Source organism: Variovorax paradoxus B4 (genome assembly GCF_000463015.1).
GTDB classification, from domain to species: domain Bacteria; phylum Pseudomonadota; class Gammaproteobacteria; order Burkholderiales; family Burkholderiaceae_C; genus Variovorax; species Variovorax paradoxus_E.
Window position 1 is genome coordinate 2,239,368 of sequence record NC_022247.1, and the last position, 26,052, is coordinate 2,265,419.

Below are 26,052 nucleotides of genomic sequence, written 5' to 3' on the forward strand. Positions count from 1 at the left end.
CACATCCAATTTGATGACACGCAGCAGCCAACGCAATTCGATCACGGCCGTCTGGCCGGGCCGCCCTTATCCGCGGGGCGCCAACTGGGACGGGGAGGGTGTGAACTTCGCGCTTTTTTCCCAGCACGCGCAGGGCGTGGATTTGTGCCTTTTCGACGAGAAGGGCCGCCATGAAATCCAGCGCATCCCGATCCGGGAGCGCACCGACGGCGTGTGGCACTGCTACCTGCCCGAGGCCCGGCCGGGGCAGGCCTACGGCTACCGCGTGCACGGCCCCTACAAGCCGGAAGAGGGCCATCGCTTCAATCCGCACAAGCTGCTGGTCGACCCCTACGCAAAAGACCTGGTGGGCGAACTGCGCTGGGGCGATGCGCTCTACGGCTACACGGTGGGCAGCAAGCGCGAAGACCTTTCGTTCGACCGCCGCGACAGCGCACCGCTCGTGCCCAAGGGCCGCGTGCTGGAGCCCGCCTTCACCTGGGGCGACGACCGCCGGCCCTCGGTGCCGTGGCAGGACATGGTGATCTACGAGCTGCACGTGCGCGGCTTCACCATGCGCCACCCCGACGTGCCGCCCGAGCTGCGCGGCACCTACGGCGGCCTGTGCTGCGCGCCGGTGGTCGACTACCTCAAGCGCCTGGGCGTGACCACCATCGAACTGCTGCCGGTGCACAGCTTCCTCAACGACCGGCACCTGGCGGAGAAGGGCCTGCAGAACTACTGGGGCTACAACTCGCTGGCCTACTTCGCCCCCGAGACGCGCTACAGCGCCTCGGGCAAGGTGAAGGAATTCAAGACCATGGTGAAGACGCTGCACTCGGCGGGCATCGAGGTGATCCTGGACGTGGTCTACAACCACACCTGCGAAGGCAACCAGCTCGGGCCCACGCTCTCGATGCGCGGCGTGGACAACGCCTCCTACTACATCGTCAATGCCGACCACCGGCGCTATTACGACGACTTCACCGGCTGCGGCAACACCGTCAACCTGGAGCATCCGCACGCGCTGCAGCTGGTGATGGATTCGCTGCGCTACTGGGCCGAGGAAATGCACGTCGACGGGTTCCGCTTCGACCTGGCCTCGGCCCTCGCGCGCGAGGCCGGCAAGGTCGAGAACCTGGGCGGCTTCTTCGACGCCATCCGCCAGGACCCGACGCTCAACCGCGTCAAGCTCATCGCGGAGCCCTGGGACCTGGGGCACGGCGGCTACCAGGTGGGCAACTTCCCGCTCGGCTGGGCCGAATGGAACGACCGCTACCGCGACGGCATGCGCGGGTTCTGGAAAGGCGACTCGGGCGTGATCGGCGAGGTCGGCAAGCGGCTCACCGGCTCGGAAGACCTCTACGGCTGGTCGGGGAAGCGGCCCCACGCGAGCATCAATTTCATCACTGCGCACGACGGCTTCACGCTCAACGACCTGGTCTCCTACAACGACAAGCACAACGAGGCGAATGGCGAGGACAACCGCGACGGCAGCAACCACAACATCTCCTGGAACTGCGGCGCCGAAGGGTCGACGGAGGACCCCGGGATCGCCGCGCTGCGCGAGCGCCAGAAGCGCAACCTGCTGGCCACGCTGCTGCTGTCGCAGGGCGTGCCGATGCTGCTGGCCGGCGACGAGCGCGGCCACACGCAGAACGGCAACAACAACGCCTACTGCCAGGACAACGACATCAGCTGGATCGACTGGACGCCCACGCCGGAGCGGCAGGCGCTGATCACCTTCGTGGAGCGCACCATCGCGCTCAGGCGCGCCCACCCCTCGTTCCGGCGCCGCAGCTTCTTTGCCGGCAAGCCCTCGGAGGCCGAGAGCGTGACCGACGTGGTCTGGCTCAAGCCCGACGGCGCCGAGATGCGCCCGGAGGACTGGAGCGACGGCAACGCCCGATGCCTTGCGATGTACATGTCCGGCGGCGGCATCGCCGACCGAGGGCCGCGCGGCGAGGCGTTGCACGACGATGATTTTCTGGTGCTGTTCAATGCGCACCACGACGAGATCTCGTTCACCCTGCCGGCCGCGCCCTACGGCGCATGGCGGCTGCTGCTCGACACCGCCAGCGGCACGCCGCCGCCCGCCACCGAGGACGTGGCCGCGCTCGCGCCCGCCTGGTCGCAGCCCGCCTATCCGCTGCAGCGCCGCTCGCTGGTGGTGCTGAGCCGGCCGGACGTGCGGCCATGACGTGCAGCCGCATCCACCGCATGCCCTTCGGCGCCACGGTGCACGGCGGCGGTGTGGACTTCGCGCTCTGGGCACCGTCGATGCATGGCATCGCGCTCGTGCACACGCCGGCCGGAGGCACGGGCACGCCGCACGCCATGGCGCAAGACGCGGACGGCTGGCACCGCCTCACGCTCGCCGATGCGCGCGATGGCGACCGCTATGCCTACCGGCTGGCCGACGGCACCACCATGCCCGACCCGGCCTCGCGCTTCAATCCGCAGGACGTCCATGGCCCGAGCCAGGTCGTCGATCCGGCCCGCTTCGCGTGGACCGACACCGCCTGGCGCGGCCGCCCCTGGCACGAGGCCGTGGTCTACGAGCTGCACGTCGGCGCCTTCACCGAAGAAGGCACCTTCCAGGCGGTACGCGAGCGACTCGGCGAGCTGGCGGAGCTTGGCATCACCGCCGTCGAGCTCATGCCGCTGGCGGAATTTCCCGGTGCGCGCAACTGGGGCTATGACGGCGTGCTGCAGTTCGCGCCCGACGCCAGTTACGGAGCGCCGGACGACCTCAAGGCGCTGGTCGACACCGCGCATGCGCTGGGGATGATGGTGCTGCTCGACGTGGTCTACAACCACTTCGGGCCGGAGGGCAACTATCTGCACGCATGCTGCCCCGAATTCTTCAACACGGCCGAGCACACGCCCTGGGGTGCGGCCATCAACTTCGACGGGCCGGGCTCGCGCACCGTGCGCGACTTCTTCATCCACAACGCGCTGTACTGGGTGGAGGAGTTTCACCTGGACGGCCTGCGCATGGATGCGATCCATGCCATTCGCGATGCCTCGCCCAGGCACATCGTGCGGGAAATCCGCGAGGCGCTGAACGCCGGCCCGGCGCGCGAGAGGCAGGTGCACCTGGTGCTGGAGAACGACGCCAACCAGGCCTCGCTGCTGGCGCGCGACGGCAACGGCTTGCCCGTCGCGGGCACCGCGCAGTGGAACGACGATCTTCACCACGCCGTGCACGTGCTGGCCACCGGCGAGCGCGACGGTTACTACGCGGACTATGCCGACGCCGCCGCGGGCCGCTTTGCGCATGCACTGGCCGAAGGCTTCATCTACCAGGGGCAGCCATCGGCGTTCCGCGGCGGGGAGCTGCGCGGCGAACCCAGCACGCAGCTGCCGTCGACCGCGTTCGTGTCCTACCTGCAGACCCACGACCAGGTCGGCAATCGCGCGTTCGGCGAGCGCATCCATGCGCTGGGCGATCCGGTGCTGGTGCGCGCCGCGCTGGCTTGCGTGCTGCTGTCGCCGCACGTGCCCATGTTCTTCATGGGCGACGAATTCGCGGCCTCGTCGCCGTTCCTGTACTTCTGCGATTTCGGCCCCGAGCTGGCCTCGGCCGTCGCCGAAGGGCGCCGCGCGGAGTTCGGCCGCTTCGCCGCCTTTGCCGACGAAGCGGCGCGTGCGCGCATTCCCGATCCCAACGCCGCCGAAACCTTCCTGGCCTCGAAGCTGCGGTGGCGCGAGCGCGGCGCGCAGCCGCACTTCGCGCGCCTGTGCGAGGTTCAGCGGCTGCTCGACGTGCGCCATCGCCTGCTGGTGCCGCACCTGGCCGGCGCGCACGGCGCGGGAAGCCATCGCTGTGAAGAGGGCGTCATTCGGGTCGAGTGGGAACTGACGGGAAAGCGCCTTCATCTGCTCGCGAATCTCGGCGCACAGCCTGCCGTGGAGACCACCGCGCCTCCTGGCACGGTGCTCTACAGCACGGGCACCGTGGCCGATGCAGCGGGCCTGCAACTCGAGCGCGGCGCCGTGCATGCCACGCTGGAGGACATGGCCGATGACTGAGCCGGGTCATTGGAGCCACGATGCGCTGGAGCGCCTGTGCCGGCGCTACGGCATCTCTGCGACCTACCACGACGCCTTCGGAACGCTGCGCCATGCGACGCCCGAGAACCTGGCCGCGCTGCTGGCCGAGTTCGGCGTGCAGGCGGGGGCCGCAATCAGGGAGGAGGCCGGTTCTTCATCCGTGCCCGCCATGCCGCCGGTGCAGGTGGTGGAGGCGCACGCACCGCACTGGTCGCTGCAGCTGCCGCAGGTGTCGGGCAGCCTTCGGTGGCGGCTGCGCGACGAGCAAGGGCGTTCGCGCCACGGCGAAGCCGATGCGCAGCCGTGGCCGCATGGCAGCTGCACGCTGCAGTTGGCAGAGGCGCTCGCGCCCGGCTATCACCGGCTGCAGATCGACGGCCTGGCCGGCGAGACCATGCTCATCGCTTCGCCCGGCCGCTGCTACCGGCCACCCGCCGTGCAGGATGGCGGCCGCGTCTGGGGGCCGGCGCTCCAGCTGTATGCGCTGCGTTCGGCGCGCAACTGGGGCATGGGCGATTTCTGCGACCTGGAGGCGCTGATCGACCGCATGGCCGGGCAGGGCGCCGACGTGATCGGCCTGAACCCGCTGCATGCGCTGTTTCCGACCGATCCGCCGCGCGCCAGCCCCTACAGCCCATCGTCGCGGCAATGGATCAACGTGCTGTACATCGACGTGGAGGCGGTCGACGATTTCGCCGCCTGCGAGGCCGCGCGCCGGCACGTGGAATCGCCCGAGTTCCAGGGCCGGCTCGCGGCGCTGCGGGCCGCGCCGCTGGTCGACCATGCCGGCGTGGCCGCCGCCAAGTTCGAGGTGCTGGAGCTTCTGTTCGAGCACTTCCGCGCCCGGCATCTTTCGCCGGCCGGCGCCCCCGACGCAAGAGGCGAGGCCTTCCTGGCTTTTGTCTCGGCGCATGGCGAGCCGCTGCGCCAGCACGCGCTCTTCGAGGCGCTGCAGGCCCACTTCGCCGCCGCCGATCCGCAATGCTGGGGCTGGCTCGCATGGCCCGAGGACTATCGGGAGGCGGATTCGCCCGAGGTGAGGGCCTTCGCGGCGCAGCATGCGCAGCGCCTGCAGTACCACCAGTACCTGCAATGGGTGGCCGAGCGCCAGCTCGCGCGCGCGGGCGAGCGCTGCACGGCGCTTGGCATGGGCATCGGCCTCTACCTGGACCTGGCCGTCTCGGTGGACCGCGGTGGCTCCGATGCCTGGGCCGCGCGGCATTGCTTCGCGGTTGGCGCGAGCATTGGCGCACCGCCCGACGAGTTCAACCCGGCCGGCCAGAACTGGGGCCTGCCGCCGCTGCGGCCCGACCACCTGCGCACACATCACTACCAGCCCTTCGTGCAGATGCTGCGCGCCAACATGCGCCATGCCGGCGCGCTGCGCATCGACCACGTGATGGGGCTGATGCGCCTGTTCTGGATTCCGCCGGGCCGCTCGCCGCACGACGGCGCGTACGTGCGCTATCCGGTCGATGAAATGCTGGCCATCGTGGCGGTCGAAAGCCATCGGCATCGCTGCATGGTCGTGGGCGAGGACCTGGGCACGGTGGAAGACGCCATGCGGGAAGCCCTCGCGCGTGCCGACGTGCTGTCATACCGGCTGCTCTACTTCGAGAAGCAGCAGGGCGGCGGGTTCACCTCCCCCTCGGCCTATCCGGCGGCCGCGCTGGTGGCCATCAGCACGCACGATCTCGCCACGCTGGCGGGCTGGTGGTCGGGCCACGACCTGCGGCTGCGGCTGGCGCTCGGCCTCTTCCCCGATCCCCGGCTGCTCGATGGGCAGCTTCTGGGCCGCGCGCAGGAGCGCATCCGGTTGATGCTGGCGGTGCGCGAGGCGGGGCTGCTGTCGCCGGACGAGGCGGCACAGGCGCTGTCGCTCGCAACGCCTTCGCCGCGGATCGTGCAGGCGATCCACGCGTTCCTTGCCGCGGCTCCGTCGGCGCTGATGGTGTTCCAGCTCGAGGACGTGGCCGGTGAAGTGGAGCAGGCCAACATGCCCGGCACCACCGACACGCATCCCAACTGGCGGCGCAAGCTGGGGCCGACCGTGCAGGAACTGGCCGCGGGCGATGCCATGCAGGGGCTGGCCGAGCGCCTGCGCACGGCGCGGCCGCGCCGCAGCGTGGGCGCGGAAGCTACGCCGCCGACGCTGCCGCAGGCGTGCGTGCCGCGGGCCACCTACCGGCTGCAGTTCCACCAGGGTTTCGGCTTCGACGACGCCATTCGCGTGCTGCCATACCTCGCGCAGCTCGGCGTGAGCCATGTGTATTGCTCGCCCATCCAGCGCGCGCGCGCGGGCAGCACGCACGGCTACGACGTGGTCGCCCATGCCGAGATCAATCCCGAGCTCGGCGGCGCCGAGGGCTTTGCGCGCTTCGTCGCGGCGCTGCAGGCAAACGGGCTGGGGCAGCTCCTCGACATGGTGCCCAACCACATGGGCGTGCTCGGCGCCGACAACGCCTGGTGGATGGACGTGCTGGAGAACGGCCCGGCCTCGCTGTTCGCGCACCACTTCGACATCGACTGGCAGCCGCTCAATGAAGAGCTGGCCGGCAAGGTGCTGCTGCCCGTGCTCGGCGGGCACTACGGCGAGGTGCTCGCCACGGGAGAGCTGGTGCTGCACTTCGAAGCGGAGCAGGGCAGCTTTGCGTTGCGTTATTTTGACCACCGGTTTCCCCTCGCGCCCGAAAGCTATCCCGTGGTTCTCAGGCAGGCGCTGCAGCATCTGAAGGCCCCCGAGCTCGCGGCGCAACTCGCCAGCCTCTCGACGGCCTTCGGCCACCTGCCCGGCCGCCGTGTGCAGACGCCTTCCGAGTGCACGGAACGCGTGCGCGACAAGGAGCTGTTCAAGGATCGCCTTGCGCATCTGGCGCAGAGGCATCCTTCCCTCGCACGGGCCGTGCTGGCAGCGGTGGCGGAGTTCAACCTGGCCTCGGAAGAGGCGCGCGACCAGCTGCACCGGCTCATCGAGATGCAGGCCTTCCGGCTCGCCTACTGGCGCGTGGCGGCCGACGAAATCAACTACCGGCGCTTCTTCGACATCAACGACCTGGCGGCGGTGCGCATGGAGCGCGACGACGTGTTCGAGGCCACGCAGTCCTTCGCGCTCGACCTTGCCGCGGCCGGCGTGGTGGACGGCCTGCGCATCGACCATCCTGATGGCCTGTACGACCCCGCACGCTACTTCCGACAGCTGCAGGAAGGCTATGCGCGCCGCGCGGGCATCGTCCTGCCGGCCTCCGGCCCCGACGGCCGGCCGCCGCGCCCGCTGTACGTGGTCGCCGAGAAGATCGCCGCCGCGGAGGAAGAGGTGCCGGTCGAATGGCACGTGCACGGCACCACCGGCTATCGCTTTGCCAACGTGGCGAACGGCGTGCTCGTGGATACCGCCGCAGCCGACGCCTTGCGGCAGGCCTGGCATGGCTTCACGGGCGAAACGCAGGACTTCGATGCCGTGGCCCGCTCGGGCAAGCGCGAGGTCATGCGCAATGCGCTGTCGTCGGAACTCAACGTGCTCTCCACCGAACTGCTCAGAATTGCGCGGGCCGACCGCGGCACGCGCGACTACACACTCAACGCCCTGCGCCGCGTGCTCGCGGAGGTGGCCGCCTGCATGCCGGTCTACCGCACCTACATCGTCGATGCGCCTTCCGCGCAGGACGCGAATTTCATCGACGCCGCCACCGAGGCGGCCGAACGCCAGAGCCTCGATGCCGACCGTTCCGTGTTCGCCTTCGTGCGCCGCTCGCTGCGCGGCGAGACCGCCGCCGCGCATGCGCCGCCGGCCCTGGCCGAGCGCGTGCGCCGGTTCGCGATGCGCTTCCAGCAGTTCAGCGCGCCGGTCGCGGCCAAGGGCGTGGAGGACACCTCGTTCTATCGCTACTTTCCGCTCAGTTCGCTCAACGAGGTGGGCGGCGAGCCCGACCGGTTCGGCATCGACGTGTCCGAGTTCCATGCGCTCAGCGCCGACCGGGCGCTGCACTGGCCGCACACCATGCTCGCCACTTCCACGCACGACAACAAGCGATCGGAAGAGGTGCGCAACCGCATCGACGTGCTCTCCGAAATGCCCGGCGAGTGGCGCGACGGGCTCACGCGCTGGCACGCGCTCTGCCGCGGTGGCGAGCAGGCGGAGGCGGCGCCTTCACGCGCCGACGAGTACCTGCTCTACCAGACCCTGCTCGGCACCTTGCCCTTCGGCGGGCTCGATGCCGCCGACGTGCCGGCCTATGCCGCGCGCGTGTGGCAGTACATGCAGAAGGCCGCGCGCGAAGCCAAGCTCCACACGCGCTGGACCCAGCCCGATGCGCCGTACGAAGCGGCACTCGAAGCCCTGGTGCAGCGGATCCTCTCGGACCTGTCGAAGGACGGCTGCCTTGCGGACATTCAGCGCCTGGCCGATCGCCTGTCGTGGTTCGGTGCGTGGAACGGCTTGACGCTCACGCTGCTGAAGTACGGCTCGCCCGGCGTGCCCGATCTCTATCAGGGCAGCGAGCTGATCGACCTGAGCCTGGTCGACCCCGACAACCGGCGGCCGGTGGACTATGAACTGCGCAGCCGGCGGCTCGATGAACTCCAGGCGATGGCTGATGGGCCCGACCTGGCCATGCGTGTGCAGGCGCTTGCCGTGTCGCCGCACGATGGCCGCGCAAAGCTGTGGTTCATCTGGCGGCTGCTGTCGATGCGGCGCGAGCACGCGGAGCTGTTCCGCGAAGGCAGCTATGAAGGGCTCACGGTCGAAGGGCCGCTGGCGCGGCATGTGGTGGCCTTTGCGCGCCGGCACGAAGGGCGGACGCTGGTGGTGATGGCGGGGCGGTTGTTTGCGGGAATTGCGCGCGCCGGCGCGGATGGTGTGCCGGAGCTTCCCGATGCGGATGCGTGGCGGGGGACGAGGGTGGTGCTGCCTGAGGATCTCGAAGGCGCAACGTTGGTGAACGTGCTCACCGGGGAATCGCTGGCTGACAAGGGTTGCGCCGTATCGCTGGAAGAAGCGTTCTGCCGCATGCCCTGGGCGGCGTTCAAGGGCTGAGAGCTTGATTCGTCGAATCGCTTGCAGAGTAGTGGAGTGCGGCCGACCGGATAGGCGTAGTCGAGAGATCCTCCGGCCTCGGAGACTTGGCTGCGCGAGGTCGAGAGCTACTTGAGCAAGGTCGACTCATGGTTGAGCAGCGGGACGCCGAAGCAGAGGCGTTTTGGGCGTCCTCCGAAATGATCGGCACTCATGATGTTGGCGTCGCGATCAACTCCAAACTGTTCGGGACCTGAGAATCTCGACAGCGCCGACGCTACGTTGGTGCACCGCCAGCCGGCCAAGCCGCTGGCGCCCGGGCTGCGCCAAGCGTCAACGGGGAATCACTTCAACGTGAAACCTTATGACGCACAGAACCAATCTCTGCGCGCTCCGCGAGAGCGCTTTCTTGGCTCAAGGCCACCTTTGTTTTTACTGTCTGCACCCGATGTGGCGCGCAGACGCGAAAGCGTTCGCGGCGGCGCATGGCATCTCGCGCGACCGGGCGCGAATGTTTCGGCTGACGGCCGAGCATCTGGCCGCGAAGATGGATGGCGGGCGCACCATCGCTTCCAACATCGTGGCCGCTTGCCGTTACTGCAACCACGGCCGCCATGCGCTGTTTCCGGGCTCCGCCTCCGACCCTGAGGCTTATTCATTCTTTGTGCTGCTCAGTGTTGCCGCCGGAGTTTGGGGTGCGAAGGGCCCGACGGTTGAGTAGCAAGCCTGTTGTTCATCGGAGAAACGCGGCTGGCCGGACAGTCGTGCTGCGGCAACATTGCTTGCGAACTTTGGCATTCGTTCTGGCCTTGGAGGACGCTCGACTTTGAACTGTCGTTGTCTGACTGAAGTCTTTCGACTAACCTGAAACAACCTGCACGGAGCGAGCCGCGTCGCGGTGCGTCTCACCTGGGGTGATCGGCCGTTCAAGACATCCATCCCGCATGCAGAACGAGCCCACCCGGCCGCCGCATAAATTTCCTCACGGCTCCATCAAGCAGAAGACCTCCGCTGTTGCTACCGTTCGAGATTTTCTCGGTGTTCGGCATGCCGAACACCGAGAAATAGAGCCGGACAGAGAGGTGAATTCGGCACGCAGCGAATTCGGGGGGGACCATCGAATGGGCACCCGCGTCGCCCCGCTGCGCGGCAATGCCGCCAAGAACAACCTACTCTCGCAGCGTGAACACCACTGACAGATAAGAGACTGGCTGGGTCTGGATGGCCTCGATCCCATGCAGTGCGGTCGCATCGAACAGCAGCGAGTCACCTGCCCTCACCGCAACCGACTTCGCGCCATAGCGGTATGTGACCTCCCCGGACAGGAAGTACAGGAACTTGAGGCCCGGATGCTGGAAGGTCACGTAGGGATCGGCACCGGACAGCAGCGTGACCAGGTAGGGCTCCACGAACAGGTTGCCCGACAGCAGATGGCCCAGCAGCTCGTAGCGGTAGTCCGCCACCGCGCCGATGCGATCGACCAAGACACCATGTCCTGCGCGCACATGACAGAAGTCAGTGCGCCGCGCCTGGTCGCTGAAGAAGCGCGACGCCGGCACACACAGACCATTCGCGAGACGCTCCAGGGTCTCCACCGACGGCGAGACCAAACCGCGCTCGATGCGAGAAAGCATCGAGGCAGAAATCCCCGAGGTCTTGGCCAGTTCGCCGCCAGACACCTCGGCCGCCATGCGCAGCGCCCTCACCTGCGCGCCGATGCGGGCCGCGGACAGGCTGCGCACGACAGGTGCGGGTTGCCGCGGTCGGGCTCGCGTGACCGAGACCGGCAACCGCAGGGGTCGGACCATTGGCAGAGGCGAAGCGACTTGTCGGCGCGTCATTTGAATCTCACTCCGCTCCAGATAGTTGAGCTGACGAAGAAGGAAATTTGATCGAAACAAAACACACTTTGCGTTTTGTTTTCGGCTAGTTTGCCAGAATCAGCCTCATAACCAAACTGATAGTTTGTGTACTCTTAGTGTTGGAGATTGAAAACTTGGGCGCATGCCCCGAGTAGTTGCAAACAAACCCCAGCCACGGGACTCCGCGTCCGGCAAAGAGCTGGAGCGTCTGCAACAAGCATTTGGCGAGCATCTGCGCGCCTTACGACACGACCGCCTCATCACGATCGAGCAACTTGCGGAGTTGGCCGGCTTGCACCCCAACTACGTTGGTTCTGTTGAACGCGGCGAGCGCAACTTGTCGCTCTTCAACATTTGGAGGCTGGCCGGCGGCCTGGAGGTCTCGGTCTCGCAACTTGTGGAAACGCTGCCCGCGCGGGTGGTCAAGCGTGTCCGCCGAGCCGGCTAGCAGCCCCCGTCACACTCAGACAAAGTAAGTCGTCGAGCCGAGTAATCCTCCGACGATCGACAGGCAGTGCAGGCATCTATTCGACAGGTGCCCCGCAGGGAACCTGTCGCCGGCGTGGGCGGGAGCTCGTCGGGCTACGCCCGCCGACCTCCCGCCCACGCCATCCTTCTCATCTTGATTGACGCGCTCTTCTCATCCTGATTGCCGCGCCGCAAACGGCACCCCGCTGGTCACCGGCATCGCCTGGAACCCGCTGGGCCAGCCCACCGCCTGGACCTGGGCCTTTGCGAGCCAGAGCCTGAGCGCAACGTCGGTCACCCGGAGGGGGAGGAGCACGGTACAAAATCGAAGAAGCAGCGCGGAGCGGGGTTGAAAGGCGCGCGTGGTGCACGAGGTGTCGGTGGATTGTTGATATGGGACATCATCAACGGAATCTGTGACGAGACTCCAGGAGTCGGAGGTTGTGAGGTCATCAAGCCATCCCCGCCGCCACCACATGAACAGCTATGTTTGAAGGGATGGAATGCTGATGACGTCGTGGGAAACGCGCTGTTCGACCAGAAGCGCTTCCTGGAGGCAGCTGCGGCTTACTTTCCAGTCCGCGGGCGTCGAGATCAGTTGGGGCGCAAGGCTCGCTTGAACTTCAAAATGGCAAGTGCGATGGCAAGCCCGTGAAAAGGCGGCGGGTGCATAGCCTCCTTCGCAGCGATAGTTCGTTCTTTCAGCGCGGGTCGGCGGCTTCACGTTCAGTTGCTGAGCCACAAAGCAAGCAGCGCGAGCAAGTACACAAGCACCAAGAAGCAATTTCCGGGTAGCTGGCTGCGTTCCATGTGCGTTCTCCAGTGAGGTGGACAACCGGCGCCGCTTGTTTGCCTGTCTTGGAACAAAGCGTTTCGCCGTGAAGTCACTGTAGAAGTTGCGCCGTACGCGCGCATGGGCGGTACGCACCTCTTCCGGGGAGACAAATGCCCTCACTGCTGCTGCCCACGACAAAGAGCCTCCCAGAGACCATCGGCGGCACACCGCTGTTCTGACCTGCAAGCCCTACAGCGGCCCCCGGCGGTGATGGCCGCAGCCGCCGTATCCGGGCGGCTGCGGCCGTGTGCTTTCAAAGTCCGTAATACTTGTCCACCGTCCCGCTGTACGCATCGTCGTACTCGGGCGCGCGGTCGCTCGCATACTTCGGCGCACCCTCGATCTGTGCCTTGGTCAACGGCACCACGTAGCCGTCCTGCGAGGTGTCGTACTTCAGCATGGACCACGGGAGCGGATAGCGGTCCGTGCCTATGCCCAGGAAGCCGCCGAACTCCATCACGGCATAACGGACCTGACCCGAGATCTTGTCGATCATGAGTTCGTCGATGCTGCCGAGCTTGTCTCCCGACGCGTTGTAGACGGATGACCCCTCGACACGCTCTGACGAAATAACTGGATTGGCGCTGACCATGGAAGTAACTCCAGCCGGCATTTCTGGGGGATGACGGCGTTGATTGCGATGCCCAGGACTGCAACTTTCGATCTAGAAAATTCCTGCCGCATCGGCGGAGAGATCGTCGTGTTGTAGGAGGCTGTCTGGCACCCGGACTAAGCGCGGTGTGCTGCCTGATTCGGCAACTGGGGCGCCTTCTTTCCTCGCGCGCCAATGGCCCCGGACGCCGCGGCCCGCACGATGCGCCTGAACGTGGGGCACTCCATGTGGCTCGGCGCAGGGCAGGCGGCAGCGTGCCGCAGGCCGTCGCGCATGGCGCTGAGTTTGCGAATCGTCCTGTCGAGCTCTTCCGCCTTGGCCGCAAGCATCCGCCGGTCGATGCGCGGCCCGCCCTCGTGCGCGAACGTGCGCGCGATCTCGTCGAGCGAGAAGCCCGCGGCGCGTCCCACGGCGATCAGCGCCAGGCGTTCCAGCACGCCGGCATCGAACAGGCGGCGCAGGCCGCGCCGGCCGGTCGAGGCGATCAGCCCCTTTTCCTCGTAGAACCGCAGTGTCGATGCGGGAACGCCGGATTGCTGTGCCACTTGGGCGATGTCCAGATGTTGTGTCGCCACCTCTTGACCTCAAGTCGACTTGAAGTTGCACAGTCTAGCTTCCGCCTCGTGAGGCAAGCCAAGGACAAACGATCATGAACTTCAAGCAGCAGATGGAAGACAACGAACAAGCCGCACTCTGGAACGGCCGCGCCGGGCGCGCCTGGGTCGATGCGCAGGAGCCGCTCGACCGGTTGCTCGCGCCGTTCGAGAACCTGCTCGTGGACGAGGCACGCGCCGCATCCCCGCGCCGGGTGCTCGACGTCGGCTGCGGCACGGGCGCCACCACGCTGGCCATTGCACGGCTGCTCGGCGCGGCGGGGCATTGCGTCGGCGCCGATATTTCGGAGCCGATGATTGCCGCCGCCCGGGCGCGTGCCGAACGGGTGGGCGCGCCGGCGAGCTTCATTTGCGGCGACGTGCAGAGACACGCCTTCGAGCCGGCAAGCTTCGACTTGATCGTTTCGCGCTTCGGCATCATGTTCTTCGACAGCCCGGTGCAGGCCTTTGCGAACCTGCGGCATGCCGCGAGCGACGGTGCCGCGCTTCGGGTCATCGCATGGCGCAGCGCCGCGGAGAACCCGTTCATGACGACGGCGGAGCGCGCCGCCGCACCGCTGCTGCCGAACCTGCCGGCGCGCCAGCCGGGCGCGCCGGGCCAGTTCTCCTTTGCGGACCGTGATCGGGTTTCCTCCGTCCTGGAGGAGAGCGGCTGGACCGGCATCGATATCCGGCCGATCGATGTCGAGTGCACGTTGCCCGAGAAGGCGCTGCATGGCTATCTCACGAGGATGGGCCCTGTCGGCCTGGTTCTTCAGGATGCGGACGAGCGAACGCGCACGCAGGTCATCGAAGCCGTGCGCGCAGCCTTCGAACCTTATGTGCACGGCAGCGAAGTCCGCTTCACCGCCGCCTGCTGGATGATCGGCGCCCAGGCAGCTTCCGCAACAACTGCACCGAAGGAGGCCGCCCGTGTCTGAAGCGGATGGTTGTCTGGTGTGCTGAACGGATCCGGTTCTAGTACTTGGCCGCCGTGCGTTCGTCGTCGACCGTGGCGATGCGCAGCCGGGCCCGCTCGTGCTTGATGACGAGCCTGGCGCATTGCTCACGCATGGAGGCATCCGCGGGCGGCTGCTCGCTGCAGTCCACGAGAAGCTGCGACTCGGCGAAGTCGAGGCCATGAAGAACCTCCTGGCCATGCGAATTGATGGCCAGGAGGTTGTCGGCCGAGAGGTGGGCCCGCAGGGCTTCGGAGATGGCGAGCGTCTGCAAGGACTCCACTGCTTCGTCTTTGGGGTGCCGGGTGCTGCCTGCCATTACTTCTTCATTGCCTTGATGTCGGCCTTGCCCTTTGCTTCCGTGGCCTTGGCTTCCTTCACGCAAGCGCTCTTGGCCTCGCCCTTCTGGTCGTCGCACTTTTCCTTGGCGATCGCATAGGCGACTTCCACCTTGGCTTCCGCGACCTTGCGGGCATTGCTGTCGCTGGGCTTCTGCTTCTGATCGAGTTCGGCCTTGGCAATCTTTTCCTTGCCCTTGGCTTCTTCCTTGCAGACGTCCTTGGCGTTGTCCTTCATGGCATCGCAGGCCGCCTTGTCGGCCTTGTAGTCGGCCGAGATCTTGTCGCGTGCGGCCTTGTATTCGGCCATGGCCGGATCGACCGCTGCCGCAGGGGGCGTGTTCACTTGCGCATGCACCTGAACGACGGCCAGGCAGGAGGCCGCAGCACACATCAATAACAGTTTCTTCATGGTTGAGCTCCTTGACGCCGGTGGTTTTTCTTGCAGGGGGAGGATCCGGCGTCCGAAATCAATATAGAAGTCGGCGGCGGCGCATCGGTAGGACGCCTTGCGAAGCGGTCGTAAGCACATGCTGACGCTTCCCATGGGCGCGGGCATGCTGGGGCAGTGCGTCGGCGGTGCCCCCGGCCGGCTTGGGCGCGCGTCCTACCGGCGCGGCAGATGCCACGCGCACACTGCCTCGACGCGGGCTTACAGGAGATCGCCATGCAAAAGCTTCACGCGTTGTTCGCCATCGCGCTGTTGTGGGCGGCTGTGGTTCCAGCGGGTGCGCAAACCTCGCCGCCGCATCCGGCCGAGATCGATCCGGCCCTCGTCGAATACGGTGCTGCCCGGGAACGGATCGGCGCCAACCTGAAGGCCGCGCTGGGCCAGTGCGAGCTGCAGGTCGAGCTTGCCAGGGCGGTCTGCATCAAGGAGGCCCAGGGGCGGCAGAAGGTCGCGCTGGCCGAGCTCGACCATCAGCGCAGTCCCAGCGACGCCAATGCCCGCAGGCTCGCCGAAGCGAGGGTGTCAGCGAGCTACGACGTTGCCAGGGAGACGTGCAACGAGCGCCAGGGCGGCGACAAGGCCGCATGCCTGTCGCGCGCCAGCGAGGAAGAATCGAAGGCCAGGGCAGGCATCAAGACCGGACAGTAGGAGAGAAGAGACTCACCTGGCATGCGCGCAGGCCAGGCGCTGCCGGCGGCTGTTCATTCGTTGCGGATGACGCTCACCTTGCCGTCGCTCTCGAGCCGGGCGACGCGGACCACGCCGAGATCGTCAATGCCTTCCTCGCGCAGCTTCCCCATCAGCTCGTCGACGGTGATGCGTTCTTTCCTGAGCGTGCGTGCGACCAGCTTGCCGTACCAGCGGCTCGGGCGGCGGCTCCAGAAGCCGCGCCACCAAGTCGTAGCGGTAGGCGAGCACGTCGAGCAGGTAGTTCCAGGCGATCAGCGTGCCCAGCAGGGCCACGCCATTGGCAATGGATTTGTATTCGCCCTGCATCGCGCTGCTCGACGCATCGGCCACCAGCACGATGAACAGCAGGTCGGCCATGCTCATCGAGCCGATGTCGCGCCGCAGGACGAAACGGAAGATGACCAGGAGGAACCAGTAGATCGCGCTGCCGCGGATCACCATCTCCAGCAGCGGCTGGTCGGGGGAGAACAAGTCGGACAGGTTCATGTGTGCCCTTCGGCGGCAAGGGCGGCCACCTGCAGCGCGATATTCCGCGCACCACGCGCCTGCGGCTGTCGTGCAATCGGCCCCAGGCACCGTCGGTGCAATCCCACAGTGGCCTCGCGCGGCCTTGCCGGATTGTGCCGCCGCCAGACTGCTCCCACGCACAGGGCCTGTGTCCTCCGACCCGCGGCGCGGAGGTAGCGCGCAGCATGAAGAGCTTCTTCACCCTTCAGGAGAAATCAATGCCAAGAGGTGACAAGTCGTCCTACACGGACAAGCAGAAACGCAAGGTCGAGCGCATCGAGGAAGGCTACGAGCATCGCGGCGTGGGCAAGGGCGAAGCCGAAAGGCGCGCCTGGGCCACCGTCAACGCCGAGACCGGCGGCGGCAAGAAGAGCGGCAGCGGCCGCGGCAAGGCCGAGAACCATGCGCCGTCGCGCATCGGCGGCCACAAGGGCGGCGCCGCGGCAGCGTCCCGCACGGCCGCCGAGCGCTCGGCATCTGCCAAAAAGGCCGCCGCCACCCGCGAGCGCAACGCCGAGCGGCGCAGCGGTTGAACCACCCGAGGAAACATGCAATGACACGCGTATCCGAACTGATGACACGCGGCGTGCGGACCCTTTCGCCGACCGACACGGTGGCACTGGCCGCCCAGGCCATGGACGAACTGGACATCGGCGCCATTCCCGTGTGCGATGGCCAGCGGCTGCTCGGCATGGTCACCGACCGCGACATCGTGCTTCGCGTGGTGGCGCAGACGCGCCCGCTGGACACTTCACTGTCCGAGGTGATGTCGAAGGACGTCAAGTGGTGCAGCGAGAGCGACAACGTCGAAACCGTGATGGACGAGATGGCCGGCTACCAGCTGCGGCGCATGCCGGTGGTGGACCGCGGCCGCAGGCGGGTGGGCATGCTGTCGCTGGGCGACACTGCCGCGAAGGGCGACATCGGCAAGGCGGGCGACACGCTCAACATCATTTCCCAGCCGGCCGAGCCCGACCGCTCGGGGCAGTCCGCGGCAAGCGGGCCCAGCGGCGGAGGTTCCTCGTAGGTCCGAGGGCGCCCAGGCCTCAGTGCCTCGCGGGCAGGCGAATGCGCGACCCGGGCGTGGTGGAGATCCGCAGCGCTTCTTCCGCCTGGCGCAGGAAGCGCTGGTTGCGTGTGCTCGTCTGCGAAGCGACGCAGTCGCGGGGAACGATGGCCTGCAGGTCGCGCATGCCCGCGTCGGCCACGCTGGCCCAGATGCACTGGTCGCTTGCCACGCCGGTCACGATCAGCCGCCTGGCCTTCAGGTACGCGAGCAGCAGTTCGAGCGGCGTTGCGAAGAAGGCGGATTGCTTGGGCTTGAGCACGAAGTAGTCCGTCTCTTCGGGCAGGAGCGCCGAGGTGATCTCGGCACCGGCGCCTCCCGAGGCCAGCGACAGTTCCACCAGCCTGGGAAAGTCCGAGCGCCAGCGTCCGCGGTTGTCGTTGACGTAGATGGCGGGCACGCCTGCGCGCGTGCAGCGCGCCTTCAGTGCCGCGATGCGCCCGGCAATGGCGTGCGCGCCGGGCAGCAGCTTTTCGGCGTCGGGAAAATCCCAGCAGCTGATCATGTCGATGATCAGCAGGGCGGTGTGGCCGGCGGCGGGAGCCGGTGCGAGGGCTGGAGGCTCGGAACGGGAAGACGCCATGGCGCCCACCATTCCCAATGGCCACCGCCGCAGCCGTAGGAAAGCCGCGCGTGGCGGCGAAAGTCGCCGCCACGCGCGTTGGTCAGGACTGGCCGGGACTGCCGCTCACCGGTCTTCCGGCACGCCGTATGCCGCGCGCATCTGGTCGAGCCGTGCCTGCGCGACCTCGAAGCATTCGGCCAGTTGCTCCGGCGTTGCCGGCGGATAGCCGGCCGGCGGCTGCAGCGCATTGCCCAGCCGTTCCCAGGCCGCCTCCCATGCCAGCTTGGCGAGCGCGCGGGACTCCCGGGAAGACGGCGGAGCGGGCATGTTCGTCCTCGGTTGTGACGCAACAGAGTATGCGCCCGCGGGAGGAGGGATGATTTGGCGGGGCCCGCGTAGGAGGCCTCTTTCACAACGACGCGCGTTATCCCGCCCCGCCGGGCCGAAACATGTCCGACCATCGGCGCGAGGACGACGCCTGCTGCGAAGGCCGCGAAGGAAGAGGAAGCTAGGCCCGTGCGGGGAGGCCTTCTGTAGGAGCCGGCCTCATCGACATGCACGGATCGCCCCCGTGCACCCGCCCAACCGTTCACAAGGAGCTCTCCCGATGAACACTTCCGCTCTTACCCGGTCCTTCGCCATAGCCCCCGCCGCCGGCGCCTCCTCGGGCTTCGGCCTGGAGGAGCACCGCTAAGACCGGGGCACATGCCATGGACACCCTTTTCAGCTCGGGAGTCGCCCTCGTGGACACGGTCCTCAAGAGCACCGGCGGCGGCGTCGTGGTCTGGAGCGCCGATCCGCAGGCCTATTGCAGCGATCACGAGCGGGCCACGCGCAGCAATTTCGCGCAGCGGCTCGCGGCGCTGAAGCAGTTCCGCTTTGCGGGCGAATACGACGCCTCGCGCGCGCACGAGAACGCGCCGCTGTACTTCGTGCCGAGCGACACCATCGCCAGCGCGCAGCTCGCGCGCTCGCTCGGCATCTCGACCTTGCACGACCTGTTCGGCGGCGTGGTTCCATACCCCTTCGTCGCCACCAAGGCCATCACGCATCCGCTGGTGGGCAGGGCGGCCGTCTGCCCCGAGGGATGGGAGCCGGCCTTTGCCCCCGCCGTGTCGGATGCGGTGCTCGACGGCTTTTCCGCGTTCTCGATCGAAGACGCGCGATGGGCCGGGCGCCACCTGCTGGAAAGCGGCGTGGTGCGCGTCAAGCCGGTGTGCGCCACCGGCGGGCGGGGCCAGGCCGTGGCCGCCGACGCCGATGCCCTGGACCGCTGCCTTGCCGCCATGGACGAGAGCGAGATCGCGCTGCATGGCGTGGTGCTGGAAGAGAACCTCGCCAGCCCGGAAACCTACAGCGTCGGGCAGGTGCTGGTCGACCAGATGATCGTGAGCTACTTCGGCCGCCAGCGGATGACGCGCGACAACGCCGGACAGAACGTCTACGGCGGCTCCGACCTGACGCTCGTGCGCGGCAACTTCGATGCGCTGCTTGACATGACCAGCCCCGGCCCGGCGCTTTGCCTGGCCATCGACCAGGCGCGGCGCTACCACCATGCGGTGATCGACTGCTACCCGGGTTTCTTTGCCTCCCGCGTGAACTACGACGTGGCGCAGGGCCTGGGCGCGGACGGCGCCTGGCGATCGGGCGTGCTCGAGCAGTCGTGGCGCGTCGGCGGCGCCACCGGGGCCGAAATGGTCGCGCTCGAATGCTTCTGGCGCGACCCGGTGCTCGAGCGCGTGCGCATCTCCTGCTTCGAAGCGTATGGTGCTGCGGTGCCGATCCCGGCCGATGCGACGGTGCACTACCGAGGCGTCGACTCGCAGGTCGGGCCCCTCGCCAAATACGCATTGTTCCAGCCATATGACAGCGACACGACATAACTTCATAGACATATCCGTAGACGGCCAGCACATTGCCGGAACGCTGGTCGCCGCCTCCACGATGGTGCCCGGCGTTCTCCTGGTCCACGGCTGGGATGGCAGCCAGGAGCAGTACATCGCGCGCGCGCACGAGATTGCCGCGCTCGGCTGCGTCTGCCTCACCTTCGACCTGCGCGGCCACGCGCGCCATGCCTCGCTGCGCCAGGAGGTCACGCGCGAGGACAACCTGCGCGACGTGCTCGCGGCCTACGACACGCTCATCAGCCACCCGACCGTCGACCCGCAGGCCGTCGCCATCGTCGGCAGCAGCTACGGCGGCTACCTGGCGGCGCTGGTCAGCACGATGCGGCCGGTGCGCTGGCTCGCGCTGCGGGCTCCGGCGCTCTACCGCGACCGCGAGTGGCTCGCGCCCAAGGGCCAGCTGAGCAGGCCCGATCTCGTGGCCTACCGCCGCACCCTCGTCGGCCCGCGCGACAACCGGGCGCTCGCAGCCTGCGAGGCCTTCACGGGCGACGTGCTGATCGTGGAATCGGAGCACGACCAGATCGTGCCGCACCCGGTCATCGAGAACTACCTGGGCGCATTCAAGCGCGTGCGCTCCGCGACCTACCGCGTCATCTCGGGCGCCGACCATGCCCTGTCGAAGCAGGCGCACCGCCAGGCCTATGGGCAACTCCTCGTCTCCTGGATGACGGAAATGACGCTGGGCGCCCGGGCGACCGGCACCATGACGCGGCCCGTCTCCGCGAGTCCCGCATAGACAGGTTCCCCTATGAAGACCATGACCGAAAGACAACTGTCCACGCTGCGAACCGGCCTGATTGCAGGAACCCTCGCAAGCATTGCCTCCACCGCCGCGCTGATGCTGTGCGGCCGCCGCGAGACCGGCAGCATGGCGGCGCCGACCAACGCCACCAGCCACTGGCTGTGGGGAGACCAGGCCTTCGAGGCGCGCCGGCCCACGCTGAAGCACACCGGGCTGGGCTACGCCACGCACCATGCGAGCGCCATATTCTGGGCGCTGATCTATGCCTGGCTGCACGCCAGCCGGCATCCCGCGCAGTCGGTTCCCGCAGCGCTCGCCAGTGCCGGTGCCGCAACCGCACTGGCCTGCGCGGTGGACTACACGATCATCCCGCGCCGGCTCATGCCAGGCTTCGAGCACCATCTTTCGAAGCGCTCCCTGGGCGTCGTCTATGGTCTGTTTGCGGTGGGGCTGGCGGCCGGATGCCTGCTGGCCCAGCGTGGGCGCGGCCGGGGCGGCTAGCGCGAACAGGGAGGGCGGCGACGCACGAGTAGTGCGCCTTGCTACGCGCACTCAAGGAGCTTTCCTACGTCGCGGCGCCGGCGGCCCTTTCATCGTTCGGCTTTCCTCAACCAGACCGGAGCCCACGATGCCCAACTCCACCAAGCGCGCAGCGCCCGATGCATGCAGCCTTCTCGATTCGGATCACCGCAACGTCAAGAAAATGTTCAAGGCGTACGAGGAACTGACCCATTCGCGTGCTGCCGATGCGCAGCAGAAGAAGCGCGAACTCGCCAACCAGATCTGCACCGAGCTGACCGTTCATGCGCAGATCGAGGAAGAGATCTTCTACCCGGCCCTGCGCGAGGCGATCAGCGAAACCGATCTTCTCGACGAAGCCGAAGTCGAGCACGCCAGCGCCAAGGAATTGATCGCGCAGATCGAAGCTGCCACCGAGGTGGACGACAAGTTCGATGCCAAGGTCATCGTGCTGGGCGAATACATCGACCACCACGTGAAGGAAGAGCGCAACGAGATCTTCGTCAAGGCACGCGCCGCCAGCGGGCTCGACCTGGTGGCCATGCGCGAGCAGCTCGCCGCGCGCAAGGAAGAGCTGATGGAAGAGCTCACCGCAGCGGCCTGACTGCACACGGCCCGCGACACGTGCTTCCAGCTTGAGTCCACCATCGAGGCTTTCGTCGCCAGCCTGCCTTTGCCGATGATGGAGATGTCTTCCGCCCGGGGCCATGGTAGAAACCGGCCACCCTGCGCACGTTGCGCATTGCATCGCACCGATGGCCGAAGACTTCTCCTTCAATCCACGACATCCCGTCATCCCGACCGCCCCCGGCTTCCGCCCGGGGCGCGCGTCCTGGCTGCTGCTGCTCGGCCTGGCCCTGCTGTTCATGGGCGGCTGCGCGGGGCTGCCGGCCGGGGTGGAGCGCAAGCCTTCGGTGGCCATTGCCGACGGCGCCGCCACCATGCTGGGCCGCCTGGTGGCGGCGGCTTCACCGCCGGGGCAGGGGCTGAGCGGTTTCCGGCTGCTGCCGATGCCGCAGTATTCGCTGCATGCGCGCGTCGAACTCGCGCGCCGCGCCCAGCGCTCGATCGATGTGCAGTACTACCTGGTGCAGAACGACGAAACCGGCCGCTACCTGCTGCGCACGCTGCGCGACGCGGCCGACCGCGGCGTGCGCGTGCGCCTGCTGGTGGACGACCTCTACACCGCGGGCGCCGATCCGCTGTTCGCGGGCTTCGCGGCGCATCCGAATGTCGAGGTGCGGTTCTTCAATCCGTTCCCGGCCGGCCGCGATTTCCTGGGCACGCGCTGGGCAGCGTCGCTGCTCGACTTCGACCGGGTGCACCGCCGCATGCACAACAAGCTGTTCGTGGTGGACAACACGATGGCGGTCATGGGCGGGCGCAACATCGCCAACGAATACTTCCTGCGCGATGGCGGCTCGAACTTCATCGACATCGACACGCTGGTGGCCGGCACGGTCGTGCCGCGGCTTTCATCGCTGTTCGACATGTACTGGAACAGCCCGTACGTCTATCCGATCGAGTCGCTGGTCTCCGATGGCGGGGCCACGCCGCAGCAGCTGCGCGAACGCTTCGAGCAATTGACCACCGGGCCGGACACGCTGCATCCCGAGCCGCTGGATTCCACCGACCTGCTGGGCAACAACGCGCTCGCCAAGGATCTGGGCGAGGGCGCGCTGTCGCTCGTCTGGGCGCGCGCCGAAGCCTATGCCGACGCGCCCGCCAAGGCACTGGGTCCCACGGACGAGGCCCGCGGACTGCCGGCTGACGAGTCGACCGACAGCGTGCTCTACAACGTGCGGCGCTACCTGCGCGGCGCCCAGCAGGAGATCCTGCAGACCACGCCCTACCTGATTCCGGGTCGCGGCGGCATGGAGACGATCCGCCTCGTGCGGCAACGGGGCGTGAGCTACACCATCGTCACCAATTCATTGGCCGCCACGGACGAATCGCTGGTGCACATTGGCTATCGCCGCTACCGGCCCGAGATGCTCGGCCTCGGTGTGGAGCTCTACGAGCTGAGCCCCAAGCGCGTCGAGCAGACGAAGCGTTTCGGCATCTACGGTTCGGCCAGCGGCCGGCTGCACGGAAAGTCGGCGGTGGTCGACCGCAGCATGGTCTTCATCGGCTCGATGAATTTCGATCCGCGCTCGATGCTGCACAACACCGAGATCGGCATATTCATCTTCAGCCCGCAGATTGCCCAGCAACTCACCAGTCTGATCGGTTTCATCCGGCTCGACGGCGCGTACCAGCTGCAGCTGGGTCCGAGCGGCGGCATCGAATGGGTGAGCCCGGCCGCGGGCGACGGCGCCGACACCATCCTGCACGTGGAGCCGGAAACGGATTTCTGGTCGCGCTGGAAGCTGGAGCTTTTTGCGCCGCTGGTGCCCGAGAGCCTTTTGTAGGACGCGTGCGTCGGCGGCCGATGCAAGCGCTACTGCTGCAGGCGGCCGCTCAGATAGGGCTCCGGATCGACGGCGGCGCCGTTCTTGCGAATCTCGAAATGCAGCTTCACGCGGTCGGTCTCGCTCTTGCCCATTTCGGCGATCTTCTGGCCTTGCCGGACCACCGCGTTTTCCTTCACGAGGATGGTCTGCGCATGGGCGTACGCGGTCAGGAAGGTCTCGTTGTGCTTGACGATGACCATGTTGCCGTAGCTGCGCAACTCGCCGCCCACGTACACCACGCGGCCGTCGGCCGAGGCCACGATGGGGTCGCCCAGGTTGCCGGCAATGTCGAGCCCCTTGTTGCGCACGCCGTCGAAGCGGGCAATGGTGCTGCCGGCGGCGGGCCGGATGAACATGGCCTGGGGTTGCTGGACGGGCGGCGGAATGGTCACGCCGGGCCGCGCGGGCGGCTGTGGCGTGGTGCAGGCGGCAAGGCCGGCGGCCACGAGAAGCGCGGCGCCGGTGCGAAAGGCAAAAGTCTGGAGGTGCATGGCTCTGTTGGAACGAATTCGTTGCGGAGGGTTCCTTCGGTCGGCGCGCCGGGCGAGCCACCTCGTCCATGCTAGCAAACTCGGCCGAGCCCGGATCTACTTGAGCGGAATCGGCGTGCCGCGGTCGATGGGCACCGCCGTCACGCTGTTCTTCGGCGAACCTTCGATCAGCAGGTCGGAGTACGTGAGATAGACCAGCGTGTTGCGCCTGGCGTCGACCATGCGCACCACGCGCAGCCGCTTGAACAGGATCGACAGCCGCTCGCTGTAGACCTCTTCCCGCTTGGGCAGGGGCTGCGTGATGCTGACCGGCCCGACCTGGCGGCAGGCAATGGAGGCTTCGGACTTGTCTTCCGCAACGCCGAAGGCGCCGGCCAGCCCGCCCGTCTTGGCACGCGAGACGTAGCAGGTCACGCCGCTCACCTTGGGGTCGTCGTAGGCCTCGACCACGATCTTGTGGTCGGGGCCGATGAGCTTGAACACGGTGTCGACGTCGCCCACCGTTTCCGCGTGCGCGGCCGAGGCCAGCGCCAGGCCCACCAGCGCCAGGCCGGATGCGAAGGCGCAGCGGAGCAGGGCGGGGGCGCGGCGTGCCTTTGTCATGTATTGTTTCAAACGATGCTGAGTTCGTGCACGCGGTCGAAGCTGCCGCGCCGCCGGTCTTCGAAGAAATGTTCCAGCGCCTCGCGCACGGTGCGAAAGGCGATCTCTTCCCAGGGAATTTCTTCCTCGGTGAAAAGCCGGGCCTCGATGGTCTCGTGGCCGGGGTCGAAGCGGTCGTCGAGCAGGCGGGCGCGGTAGAACAGGTGCACCTGGCCCACGCGCACCACGCTGATCACCGCGAACAGGCCCTGTATCTCGTAGTGGGCGCCGGCCTCTTCGTCGGTCTCGCGGGCCGCGCCCTGGGCGGCGGTTTCGCCCAGCTCCATGAAGCCCGCGGGCAGCGTCCACTTGCCCCAGCGCGGCTCGATGTTGCGCTTGCACAGCAGCACCTTGTCGCCGAGCACGGGGATGGTGCCCACCACGTTCAGCGGGTTCTCGTAGTGGATGGTGCTGCAGGCCGGGCAGACGGCGCGCTCCTTGGTGTCGCCGTCGTCGGGGACGCGGTAGACCACTGCGGTGCCGCAGTTCTTGCAGTGCTTGATGGGTACGCGCAGGATCATGGAGCGTGGAGAGCCGGCGTCACGCGATCTTGACAGTGAGCTTCGGCAGGCCCGCCACTTCACCCACCAGCGTGTCGCCCGCCACCACCGCCGCCACGCCTTCGGGCGTGCCGCTGTAGATCAGGTCGCCGGGCTGAAGCTCCCACGCGGCCGACAGGTGTTCGATGGTTTCGGCCACGTTCCAGATCAGCTTGCTCACGGTGCTGCGCTGGCGGTCGGTGCCGTTCACCTGCAGCGAGATCTCGGCGTTCTCGGCGTCGCCGGCCGCTGCCACCGGCACGATGGGGCCGATGGGCGCGCTCTGCTCGAAGCCCTTGCCGATGTCCCAGGGGCGGCCCTGCTTCTTCATGTCGTTCTGCAGGTCGCGCCGCGTCATGTCGAGGCCGACCGCGTAGCCGTAGATGTGCTTGTGCGCATCGGCCGCCGAAATGTTCTTGCCGCCGGTGCCGATCGCCACCACGAGCTCGATCTCGTGGTGCAGGTTCTTCGTGAGCGTGGGGTAGGCCATGGTGCCGGTCTGGCCCGCATCGACCACCACCAGCGCGTCGGCCGGCTTCATGAAGAAGAAGGGCGGCTCGCGGCCGGTGAAGCCCATTTCCTTGGCGTGATCTTCATAGTTGCGGCCCACGCAGTAGATGCGGTGCACCGGAAAACGGGCCGGCTGGCCGACCACGGGGATCGAAACGGTCGCGGGCGGGGTGAAAACAAACTCGGCGGAAGCCATTGCGTCAGTCCTTTTCAGCGGAACGGAGAAAAACGGCAGTGTGCCAGAGGCAGGCCCGCG

General features: G+C 67.3%; 29 protein-coding genes. 15 read left to right on the top strand and 14 right to left on the bottom strand.

What is annotated here, in order from left to right; genetic code table 11:
* Nucleotides 1-13 precede the first annotated feature (13 nt).
* The 5 genes from glgX (at nucleotide 14) to VAPA_RS34435 (ending at nucleotide 10,242) form a co-directional block, all read left to right on the top strand.
* Nucleotides 14-2,179: a glycogen debranching protein GlgX gene (glgX, locus tag VAPA_RS10405; RefSeq protein ID WP_021006728.1), complete on the top strand. Its 2,166-nt coding sequence runs from the start codon at nucleotides 14-16 to the stop codon at nucleotides 2,177-2,179.
* Nucleotides 2,176-4,014 carry a malto-oligosyltrehalose trehalohydrolase gene (gene treZ / locus VAPA_RS10410; RefSeq protein WP_021006729.1) on the top strand — a complete coding sequence of 613 codons (1,839 nt, stop codon included), beginning with the start codon at nucleotides 2,176-2,178 and terminating at the stop codon, nucleotides 4,012-4,014. The genes glgX and treZ overlap by 4 nt, the downstream gene beginning before the upstream one ends.
* Nucleotides 4,007-9,067: a malto-oligosyltrehalose synthase gene (locus VAPA_RS10415; RefSeq protein WP_021006730.1), complete on the top strand. Its 5,061-nt coding sequence runs from the start codon at nucleotides 4,007-4,009 to the stop codon at nucleotides 9,065-9,067. The genes treZ and VAPA_RS10415 overlap by 8 nt, the downstream gene beginning before the upstream one ends.
* 343 nt (nucleotides 9,068-9,410) lie before the next feature.
* Nucleotides 9,411-9,767: an HNH endonuclease gene (locus tag VAPA_RS10420; RefSeq protein ID WP_021006731.1), complete on the top strand. Its 357-nt coding sequence runs from the start codon at nucleotides 9,411-9,413 to the stop codon at nucleotides 9,765-9,767.
* Between the two features lie 223 nt (nucleotides 9,768-9,990).
* On the top strand, nucleotides 9,991-10,242 hold the full coding sequence (locus VAPA_RS34435) for a hypothetical protein (protein WP_155248065.1): 252 nt from the start codon (nucleotides 9,991-9,993) through the stop codon (nucleotides 10,240-10,242).
* On the opposite strand, the gene VAPA_RS10425 is transcribed toward VAPA_RS34435, so the two are convergent.
* Nucleotides 10,216-10,788: a helix-turn-helix domain-containing protein gene (locus VAPA_RS10425; RefSeq protein ID WP_041946073.1), complete on the bottom strand. Its 573-nt coding sequence runs from the start codon at nucleotides 10,786-10,788 to the stop codon at nucleotides 10,216-10,218. The genes VAPA_RS34435 and VAPA_RS10425 overlap by 27 nt on opposite strands.
* 262 nt (nucleotides 10,789-11,050) lie before the next feature.
* Between VAPA_RS10425 and VAPA_RS10430 the strand changes: the two genes are divergently transcribed.
* Nucleotides 11,051-11,356: a helix-turn-helix domain-containing protein gene (locus tag VAPA_RS10430; RefSeq protein ID WP_021006733.1), complete on the top strand. Its 306-nt coding sequence runs from the start codon at nucleotides 11,051-11,053 to the stop codon at nucleotides 11,354-11,356.
* Between the two features lie 192 nt (nucleotides 11,357-11,548).
* Here the strand turns inward: VAPA_RS10430 and VAPA_RS34440 are convergent, their stop codons facing one another.
* The 3 genes from VAPA_RS34440 to VAPA_RS10445 all read right to left on the bottom strand — a co-directional run bounded on the left by VAPA_RS34440 (nucleotide 11,549) and on the right by VAPA_RS10445 (nucleotide 13,399).
* Nucleotides 11,549-11,692 (bottom strand): hypothetical protein, encoded by a 144-nt coding sequence (locus tag VAPA_RS34440; RefSeq protein WP_155248066.1) that lies wholly within the window; start codon nucleotides 11,690-11,692, stop codon nucleotides 11,549-11,551.
* A gap of 772 nt (nucleotides 11,693-12,464) precedes the next feature.
* Nucleotides 12,465-12,803, bottom strand: coding sequence for a PRC-barrel domain-containing protein (locus tag VAPA_RS10440; RefSeq protein ID WP_021006735.1), 339 nt, complete (start codon nucleotides 12,801-12,803; stop codon nucleotides 12,465-12,467).
* 137 nt (nucleotides 12,804-12,940) lie between these two features.
* Nucleotides 12,941-13,399, bottom strand: coding sequence for a helix-turn-helix domain-containing protein (locus tag VAPA_RS10445; protein ID WP_021006736.1), 459 nt, complete (start codon nucleotides 13,397-13,399; stop codon nucleotides 12,941-12,943).
* A gap of 74 nt (nucleotides 13,400-13,473) precedes the next feature.
* Here VAPA_RS10445 and VAPA_RS10450 point away from each other — a divergent pair, with 74 nt between their 5' ends.
* The gene (locus VAPA_RS10450) at nucleotides 13,474-14,358 is read left to right on the top strand and encodes a class I SAM-dependent methyltransferase (RefSeq protein ID WP_021006737.1); all 885 of its coding nucleotides are present in this window, start codon (nucleotides 13,474-13,476) and stop codon (nucleotides 14,356-14,358) included.
* 37 nt (nucleotides 14,359-14,395) lie between these two features.
* On the opposite strand, the gene VAPA_RS10455 is transcribed toward VAPA_RS10450, so the two are convergent.
* Nucleotides 14,396-14,659: a hypothetical protein gene (locus VAPA_RS10455; RefSeq protein ID WP_021006738.1), complete on the bottom strand. Its 264-nt coding sequence runs from the start codon at nucleotides 14,657-14,659 to the stop codon at nucleotides 14,396-14,398.
* A 35-nt stretch (nucleotides 14,660-14,694) separates the two neighbouring features.
* Complete coding sequence (locus VAPA_RS10460) at nucleotides 14,695-15,126, bottom strand: hypothetical protein (RefSeq protein ID WP_021006739.1); 432 nt, start codon at nucleotides 15,124-15,126, stop codon at nucleotides 14,695-14,697.
* A gap of 255 nt (nucleotides 15,127-15,381) precedes the next feature.
* Between VAPA_RS10460 and VAPA_RS10465 the strand changes: the two genes are divergently transcribed.
* Nucleotides 15,382-15,813, top strand: coding sequence for a hypothetical protein (locus VAPA_RS10465; protein ID WP_021006740.1), 432 nt, complete (start codon nucleotides 15,382-15,384; stop codon nucleotides 15,811-15,813).
* A 53-nt stretch (nucleotides 15,814-15,866) separates the two neighbouring features.
* On the opposite strand, the gene VAPA_RS35115 is transcribed toward VAPA_RS10465, so the two are convergent.
* Together VAPA_RS35115 and VAPA_RS10470 are read right to left on the bottom strand one after the other, a co-directional pair.
* Nucleotides 15,867-15,965, bottom strand: a complete 99-nt coding sequence (locus tag VAPA_RS35115; RefSeq protein ID WP_230558990.1) for a YetF domain-containing protein — start codon at nucleotides 15,963-15,965, stop codon at nucleotides 15,867-15,869.
* On the bottom strand, nucleotides 15,937-16,341 hold the full coding sequence (locus VAPA_RS10470; protein ID WP_021006741.1) for a hypothetical protein: 405 nt from the start codon (nucleotides 16,339-16,341) through the stop codon (nucleotides 15,937-15,939). The genes VAPA_RS35115 and VAPA_RS10470 overlap by 29 nt, the downstream gene beginning before the upstream one ends.
* A gap of 239 nt (nucleotides 16,342-16,580) precedes the next feature.
* Here VAPA_RS10470 and VAPA_RS10475 point away from each other — a divergent pair, with 239 nt between their 5' ends.
* A complete protein-coding gene (locus tag VAPA_RS10475) occupies nucleotides 16,581-16,895 on the top strand; it encodes a hypothetical protein (RefSeq protein WP_021006742.1) in 315 nt (104 codons plus the stop codon).
* 20 nt (nucleotides 16,896-16,915) lie between these two features.
* Nucleotides 16,916-17,389: a CBS domain-containing protein gene (locus VAPA_RS10480; RefSeq protein WP_021006743.1), complete on the top strand. Its 474-nt coding sequence runs from the start codon at nucleotides 16,916-16,918 to the stop codon at nucleotides 17,387-17,389.
* Between the two features lie 19 nt (nucleotides 17,390-17,408).
* On the opposite strand, the gene VAPA_RS10485 is transcribed toward VAPA_RS10480, so the two are convergent.
* Nucleotides 17,409-18,011: a cysteine hydrolase family protein gene (locus VAPA_RS10485; protein ID WP_041946404.1), complete on the bottom strand. Its 603-nt coding sequence runs from the start codon at nucleotides 18,009-18,011 to the stop codon at nucleotides 17,409-17,411.
* 105 nt (nucleotides 18,012-18,116) lie between these two features.
* Nucleotides 18,117-18,320: a hypothetical protein gene (locus tag VAPA_RS10490; protein WP_021006745.1), complete on the bottom strand. Its 204-nt coding sequence runs from the start codon at nucleotides 18,318-18,320 to the stop codon at nucleotides 18,117-18,119.
* Between the two features lie 383 nt (nucleotides 18,321-18,703).
* On the opposite strand from VAPA_RS10490, the gene VAPA_RS10495 reads away from it, so the two are divergent.
* From VAPA_RS10495 to VAPA_RS10515, 5 genes are all read left to right on the top strand, one after another.
* A complete protein-coding gene (locus VAPA_RS10495) occupies nucleotides 18,704-19,876 on the top strand; it encodes a DUF3182 family protein (protein WP_021006746.1) in 1,173 nt (390 codons plus the stop codon).
* Nucleotides 19,857-20,636, top strand: coding sequence for an alpha/beta hydrolase family protein (locus VAPA_RS10500; RefSeq protein WP_021006747.1), 780 nt, complete (start codon nucleotides 19,857-19,859; stop codon nucleotides 20,634-20,636). The genes VAPA_RS10495 and VAPA_RS10500 overlap by 20 nt, the downstream gene beginning before the upstream one ends.
* Nucleotides 20,637-20,657: 21 nt before the next feature.
* Nucleotides 20,658-21,143 carry a hypothetical protein gene (locus tag VAPA_RS10505; protein WP_041946405.1) on the top strand — a complete coding sequence of 162 codons (486 nt, stop codon included), beginning with the start codon at nucleotides 20,658-20,660 and terminating at the stop codon, nucleotides 21,141-21,143.
* A gap of 127 nt (nucleotides 21,144-21,270) precedes the next feature.
* A complete protein-coding gene (locus tag VAPA_RS10510; RefSeq protein ID WP_021006749.1) occupies nucleotides 21,271-21,765 on the top strand; it encodes a hemerythrin domain-containing protein in 495 nt (164 codons plus the stop codon).
* A gap of 151 nt (nucleotides 21,766-21,916) precedes the next feature.
* The gene (locus VAPA_RS10515; RefSeq protein ID WP_021006750.1) at nucleotides 21,917-23,572 is read left to right on the top strand and encodes a phospholipase D family protein; all 1,656 of its coding nucleotides are present in this window, start codon (nucleotides 21,917-21,919) and stop codon (nucleotides 23,570-23,572) included.
* A gap of 29 nt (nucleotides 23,573-23,601) precedes the next feature.
* Here VAPA_RS10515 and VAPA_RS10520 read toward each other — a convergent pair whose 3' ends face one another.
* From VAPA_RS10520 to VAPA_RS10535, 4 genes are all read right to left on the bottom strand, one after another.
* Nucleotides 23,602-24,105, bottom strand: a complete 504-nt coding sequence (locus VAPA_RS10520) for a murein hydrolase activator EnvC family protein (protein WP_021006751.1) — start codon at nucleotides 24,103-24,105, stop codon at nucleotides 23,602-23,604.
* Nucleotides 24,106-24,201: 96 nt separating this feature from the next.
* Nucleotides 24,202-24,708 carry a CreA family protein gene (locus tag VAPA_RS10525; protein WP_021006752.1) on the bottom strand — a complete coding sequence of 169 codons (507 nt, stop codon included), beginning with the start codon at nucleotides 24,706-24,708 and terminating at the stop codon, nucleotides 24,202-24,204.
* An 8-nt stretch (nucleotides 24,709-24,716) separates the two neighbouring features.
* On the bottom strand, nucleotides 24,717-25,268 hold the full coding sequence (locus VAPA_RS10530; RefSeq protein ID WP_021006753.1) for an NUDIX hydrolase: 552 nt from the start codon (nucleotides 25,266-25,268) through the stop codon (nucleotides 24,717-24,719).
* Nucleotides 25,269-25,287: 19 nt separating this feature from the next.
* Nucleotides 25,288-25,992, bottom strand: coding sequence for a fumarylacetoacetate hydrolase family protein (locus VAPA_RS10535; RefSeq protein ID WP_021006754.1), 705 nt, complete (start codon nucleotides 25,990-25,992; stop codon nucleotides 25,288-25,290).
* Between the last annotated feature and the right edge of the window lie 60 nt (nucleotides 25,993-26,052).

What these genes read in the sequence shown, in the direction of transcription:
- VAPA_RS10505 (WP_041946405.1), top strand. Translation starts at nt 20,658, where the DNA reads ATGACCGAAAGACAACTGTCCACGCTGCGAACCGGCCTGATTGCAGGA.
- glgX (WP_021006728.1), top strand. Translation starts at nt 14, where the DNA reads ATGACACGCAGCAGCCAACGCAATTCGATCACGGCCGTCTGGCCGGGC.
- VAPA_RS10530 (WP_021006753.1), bottom strand. Translation starts at nt 25,268, where the DNA reads ATGATCCTGCGCGTACCCATCAAGCACTGCAAGAACTGCGGCACCGCA.
- VAPA_RS10440 (WP_021006735.1), bottom strand. Translation starts at nt 12,803, where the DNA reads ATGGTCAGCGCCAATCCAGTTATTTCGTCAGAGCGTGTCGAGGGGTCA.
- VAPA_RS35115 (WP_230558990.1), bottom strand. Translation starts at nt 15,965, where the DNA reads ATGGGGAAGCTGCGCGAGGAAGGCATTGACGATCTCGGCGTGGTCCGC.
- VAPA_RS10485 (WP_041946404.1), bottom strand. Translation starts at nt 18,011, where the DNA reads ATGGCGTCTTCCCGTTCCGAGCCTCCAGCCCTCGCACCGGCTCCCGCC.
- VAPA_RS10450 (WP_021006737.1), top strand. Translation starts at nt 13,474, where the DNA reads ATGAACTTCAAGCAGCAGATGGAAGACAACGAACAAGCCGCACTCTGG.
- VAPA_RS10415 (WP_021006730.1), top strand. Translation starts at nt 4,007, where the DNA reads ATGACTGAGCCGGGTCATTGGAGCCACGATGCGCTGGAGCGCCTGTGC.
- VAPA_RS10460 (WP_021006739.1), bottom strand. Translation starts at nt 15,126, where the DNA reads ATGAAGAAACTGTTATTGATGTGTGCTGCGGCCTCCTGCCTGGCCGTC.
- VAPA_RS10510 (WP_021006749.1), top strand. Translation starts at nt 21,271, where the DNA reads ATGCCCAACTCCACCAAGCGCGCAGCGCCCGATGCATGCAGCCTTCTC.
- VAPA_RS10520 (WP_021006751.1), bottom strand. Translation starts at nt 24,105, where the DNA reads ATGCACCTCCAGACTTTTGCCTTTCGCACCGGCGCCGCGCTTCTCGTG.
- treZ (WP_021006729.1), top strand. Translation starts at nt 2,176, where the DNA reads ATGACGTGCAGCCGCATCCACCGCATGCCCTTCGGCGCCACGGTGCAC.
- VAPA_RS10490 (WP_021006745.1), bottom strand. Translation starts at nt 18,320, where the DNA reads ATGCCCGCTCCGCCGTCTTCCCGGGAGTCCCGCGCGCTCGCCAAGCTG.
- VAPA_RS10515 (WP_021006750.1), top strand. Translation starts at nt 21,917, where the DNA reads ATGGCCGAAGACTTCTCCTTCAATCCACGACATCCCGTCATCCCGACC.
- VAPA_RS10525 (WP_021006752.1), bottom strand. Translation starts at nt 24,708, where the DNA reads ATGACAAAGGCACGCCGCGCCCCCGCCCTGCTCCGCTGCGCCTTCGCA.
- VAPA_RS10480 (WP_021006743.1), top strand. Translation starts at nt 16,916, where the DNA reads ATGACACGCGTATCCGAACTGATGACACGCGGCGTGCGGACCCTTTCG.
- VAPA_RS10535 (WP_021006754.1), bottom strand. Translation starts at nt 25,992, where the DNA reads ATGGCTTCCGCCGAGTTTGTTTTCACCCCGCCCGCGACCGTTTCGATC.
- VAPA_RS10475 (WP_021006742.1), top strand. Translation starts at nt 16,581, where the DNA reads ATGCCAAGAGGTGACAAGTCGTCCTACACGGACAAGCAGAAACGCAAG.
- VAPA_RS10495 (WP_021006746.1), top strand. Translation starts at nt 18,704, where the DNA reads ATGGACACCCTTTTCAGCTCGGGAGTCGCCCTCGTGGACACGGTCCTC.
- VAPA_RS10465 (WP_021006740.1), top strand. Translation starts at nt 15,382, where the DNA reads ATGCAAAAGCTTCACGCGTTGTTCGCCATCGCGCTGTTGTGGGCGGCT.
- VAPA_RS10500 (WP_021006747.1), top strand. Translation starts at nt 19,857, where the DNA reads ATGACAGCGACACGACATAACTTCATAGACATATCCGTAGACGGCCAG.
- VAPA_RS10420 (WP_021006731.1), top strand. Translation starts at nt 9,411, where the DNA reads ATGACGCACAGAACCAATCTCTGCGCGCTCCGCGAGAGCGCTTTCTTG.
- VAPA_RS34435 (WP_155248065.1), top strand. Translation starts at nt 9,991, where the DNA reads ATGCAGAACGAGCCCACCCGGCCGCCGCATAAATTTCCTCACGGCTCC.
- VAPA_RS10470 (WP_021006741.1), bottom strand. Translation starts at nt 16,341, where the DNA reads ATGAACCTGTCCGACTTGTTCTCCCCCGACCAGCCGCTGCTGGAGATG.
- VAPA_RS10430 (WP_021006733.1), top strand. Translation starts at nt 11,051, where the DNA reads ATGCCCCGAGTAGTTGCAAACAAACCCCAGCCACGGGACTCCGCGTCC.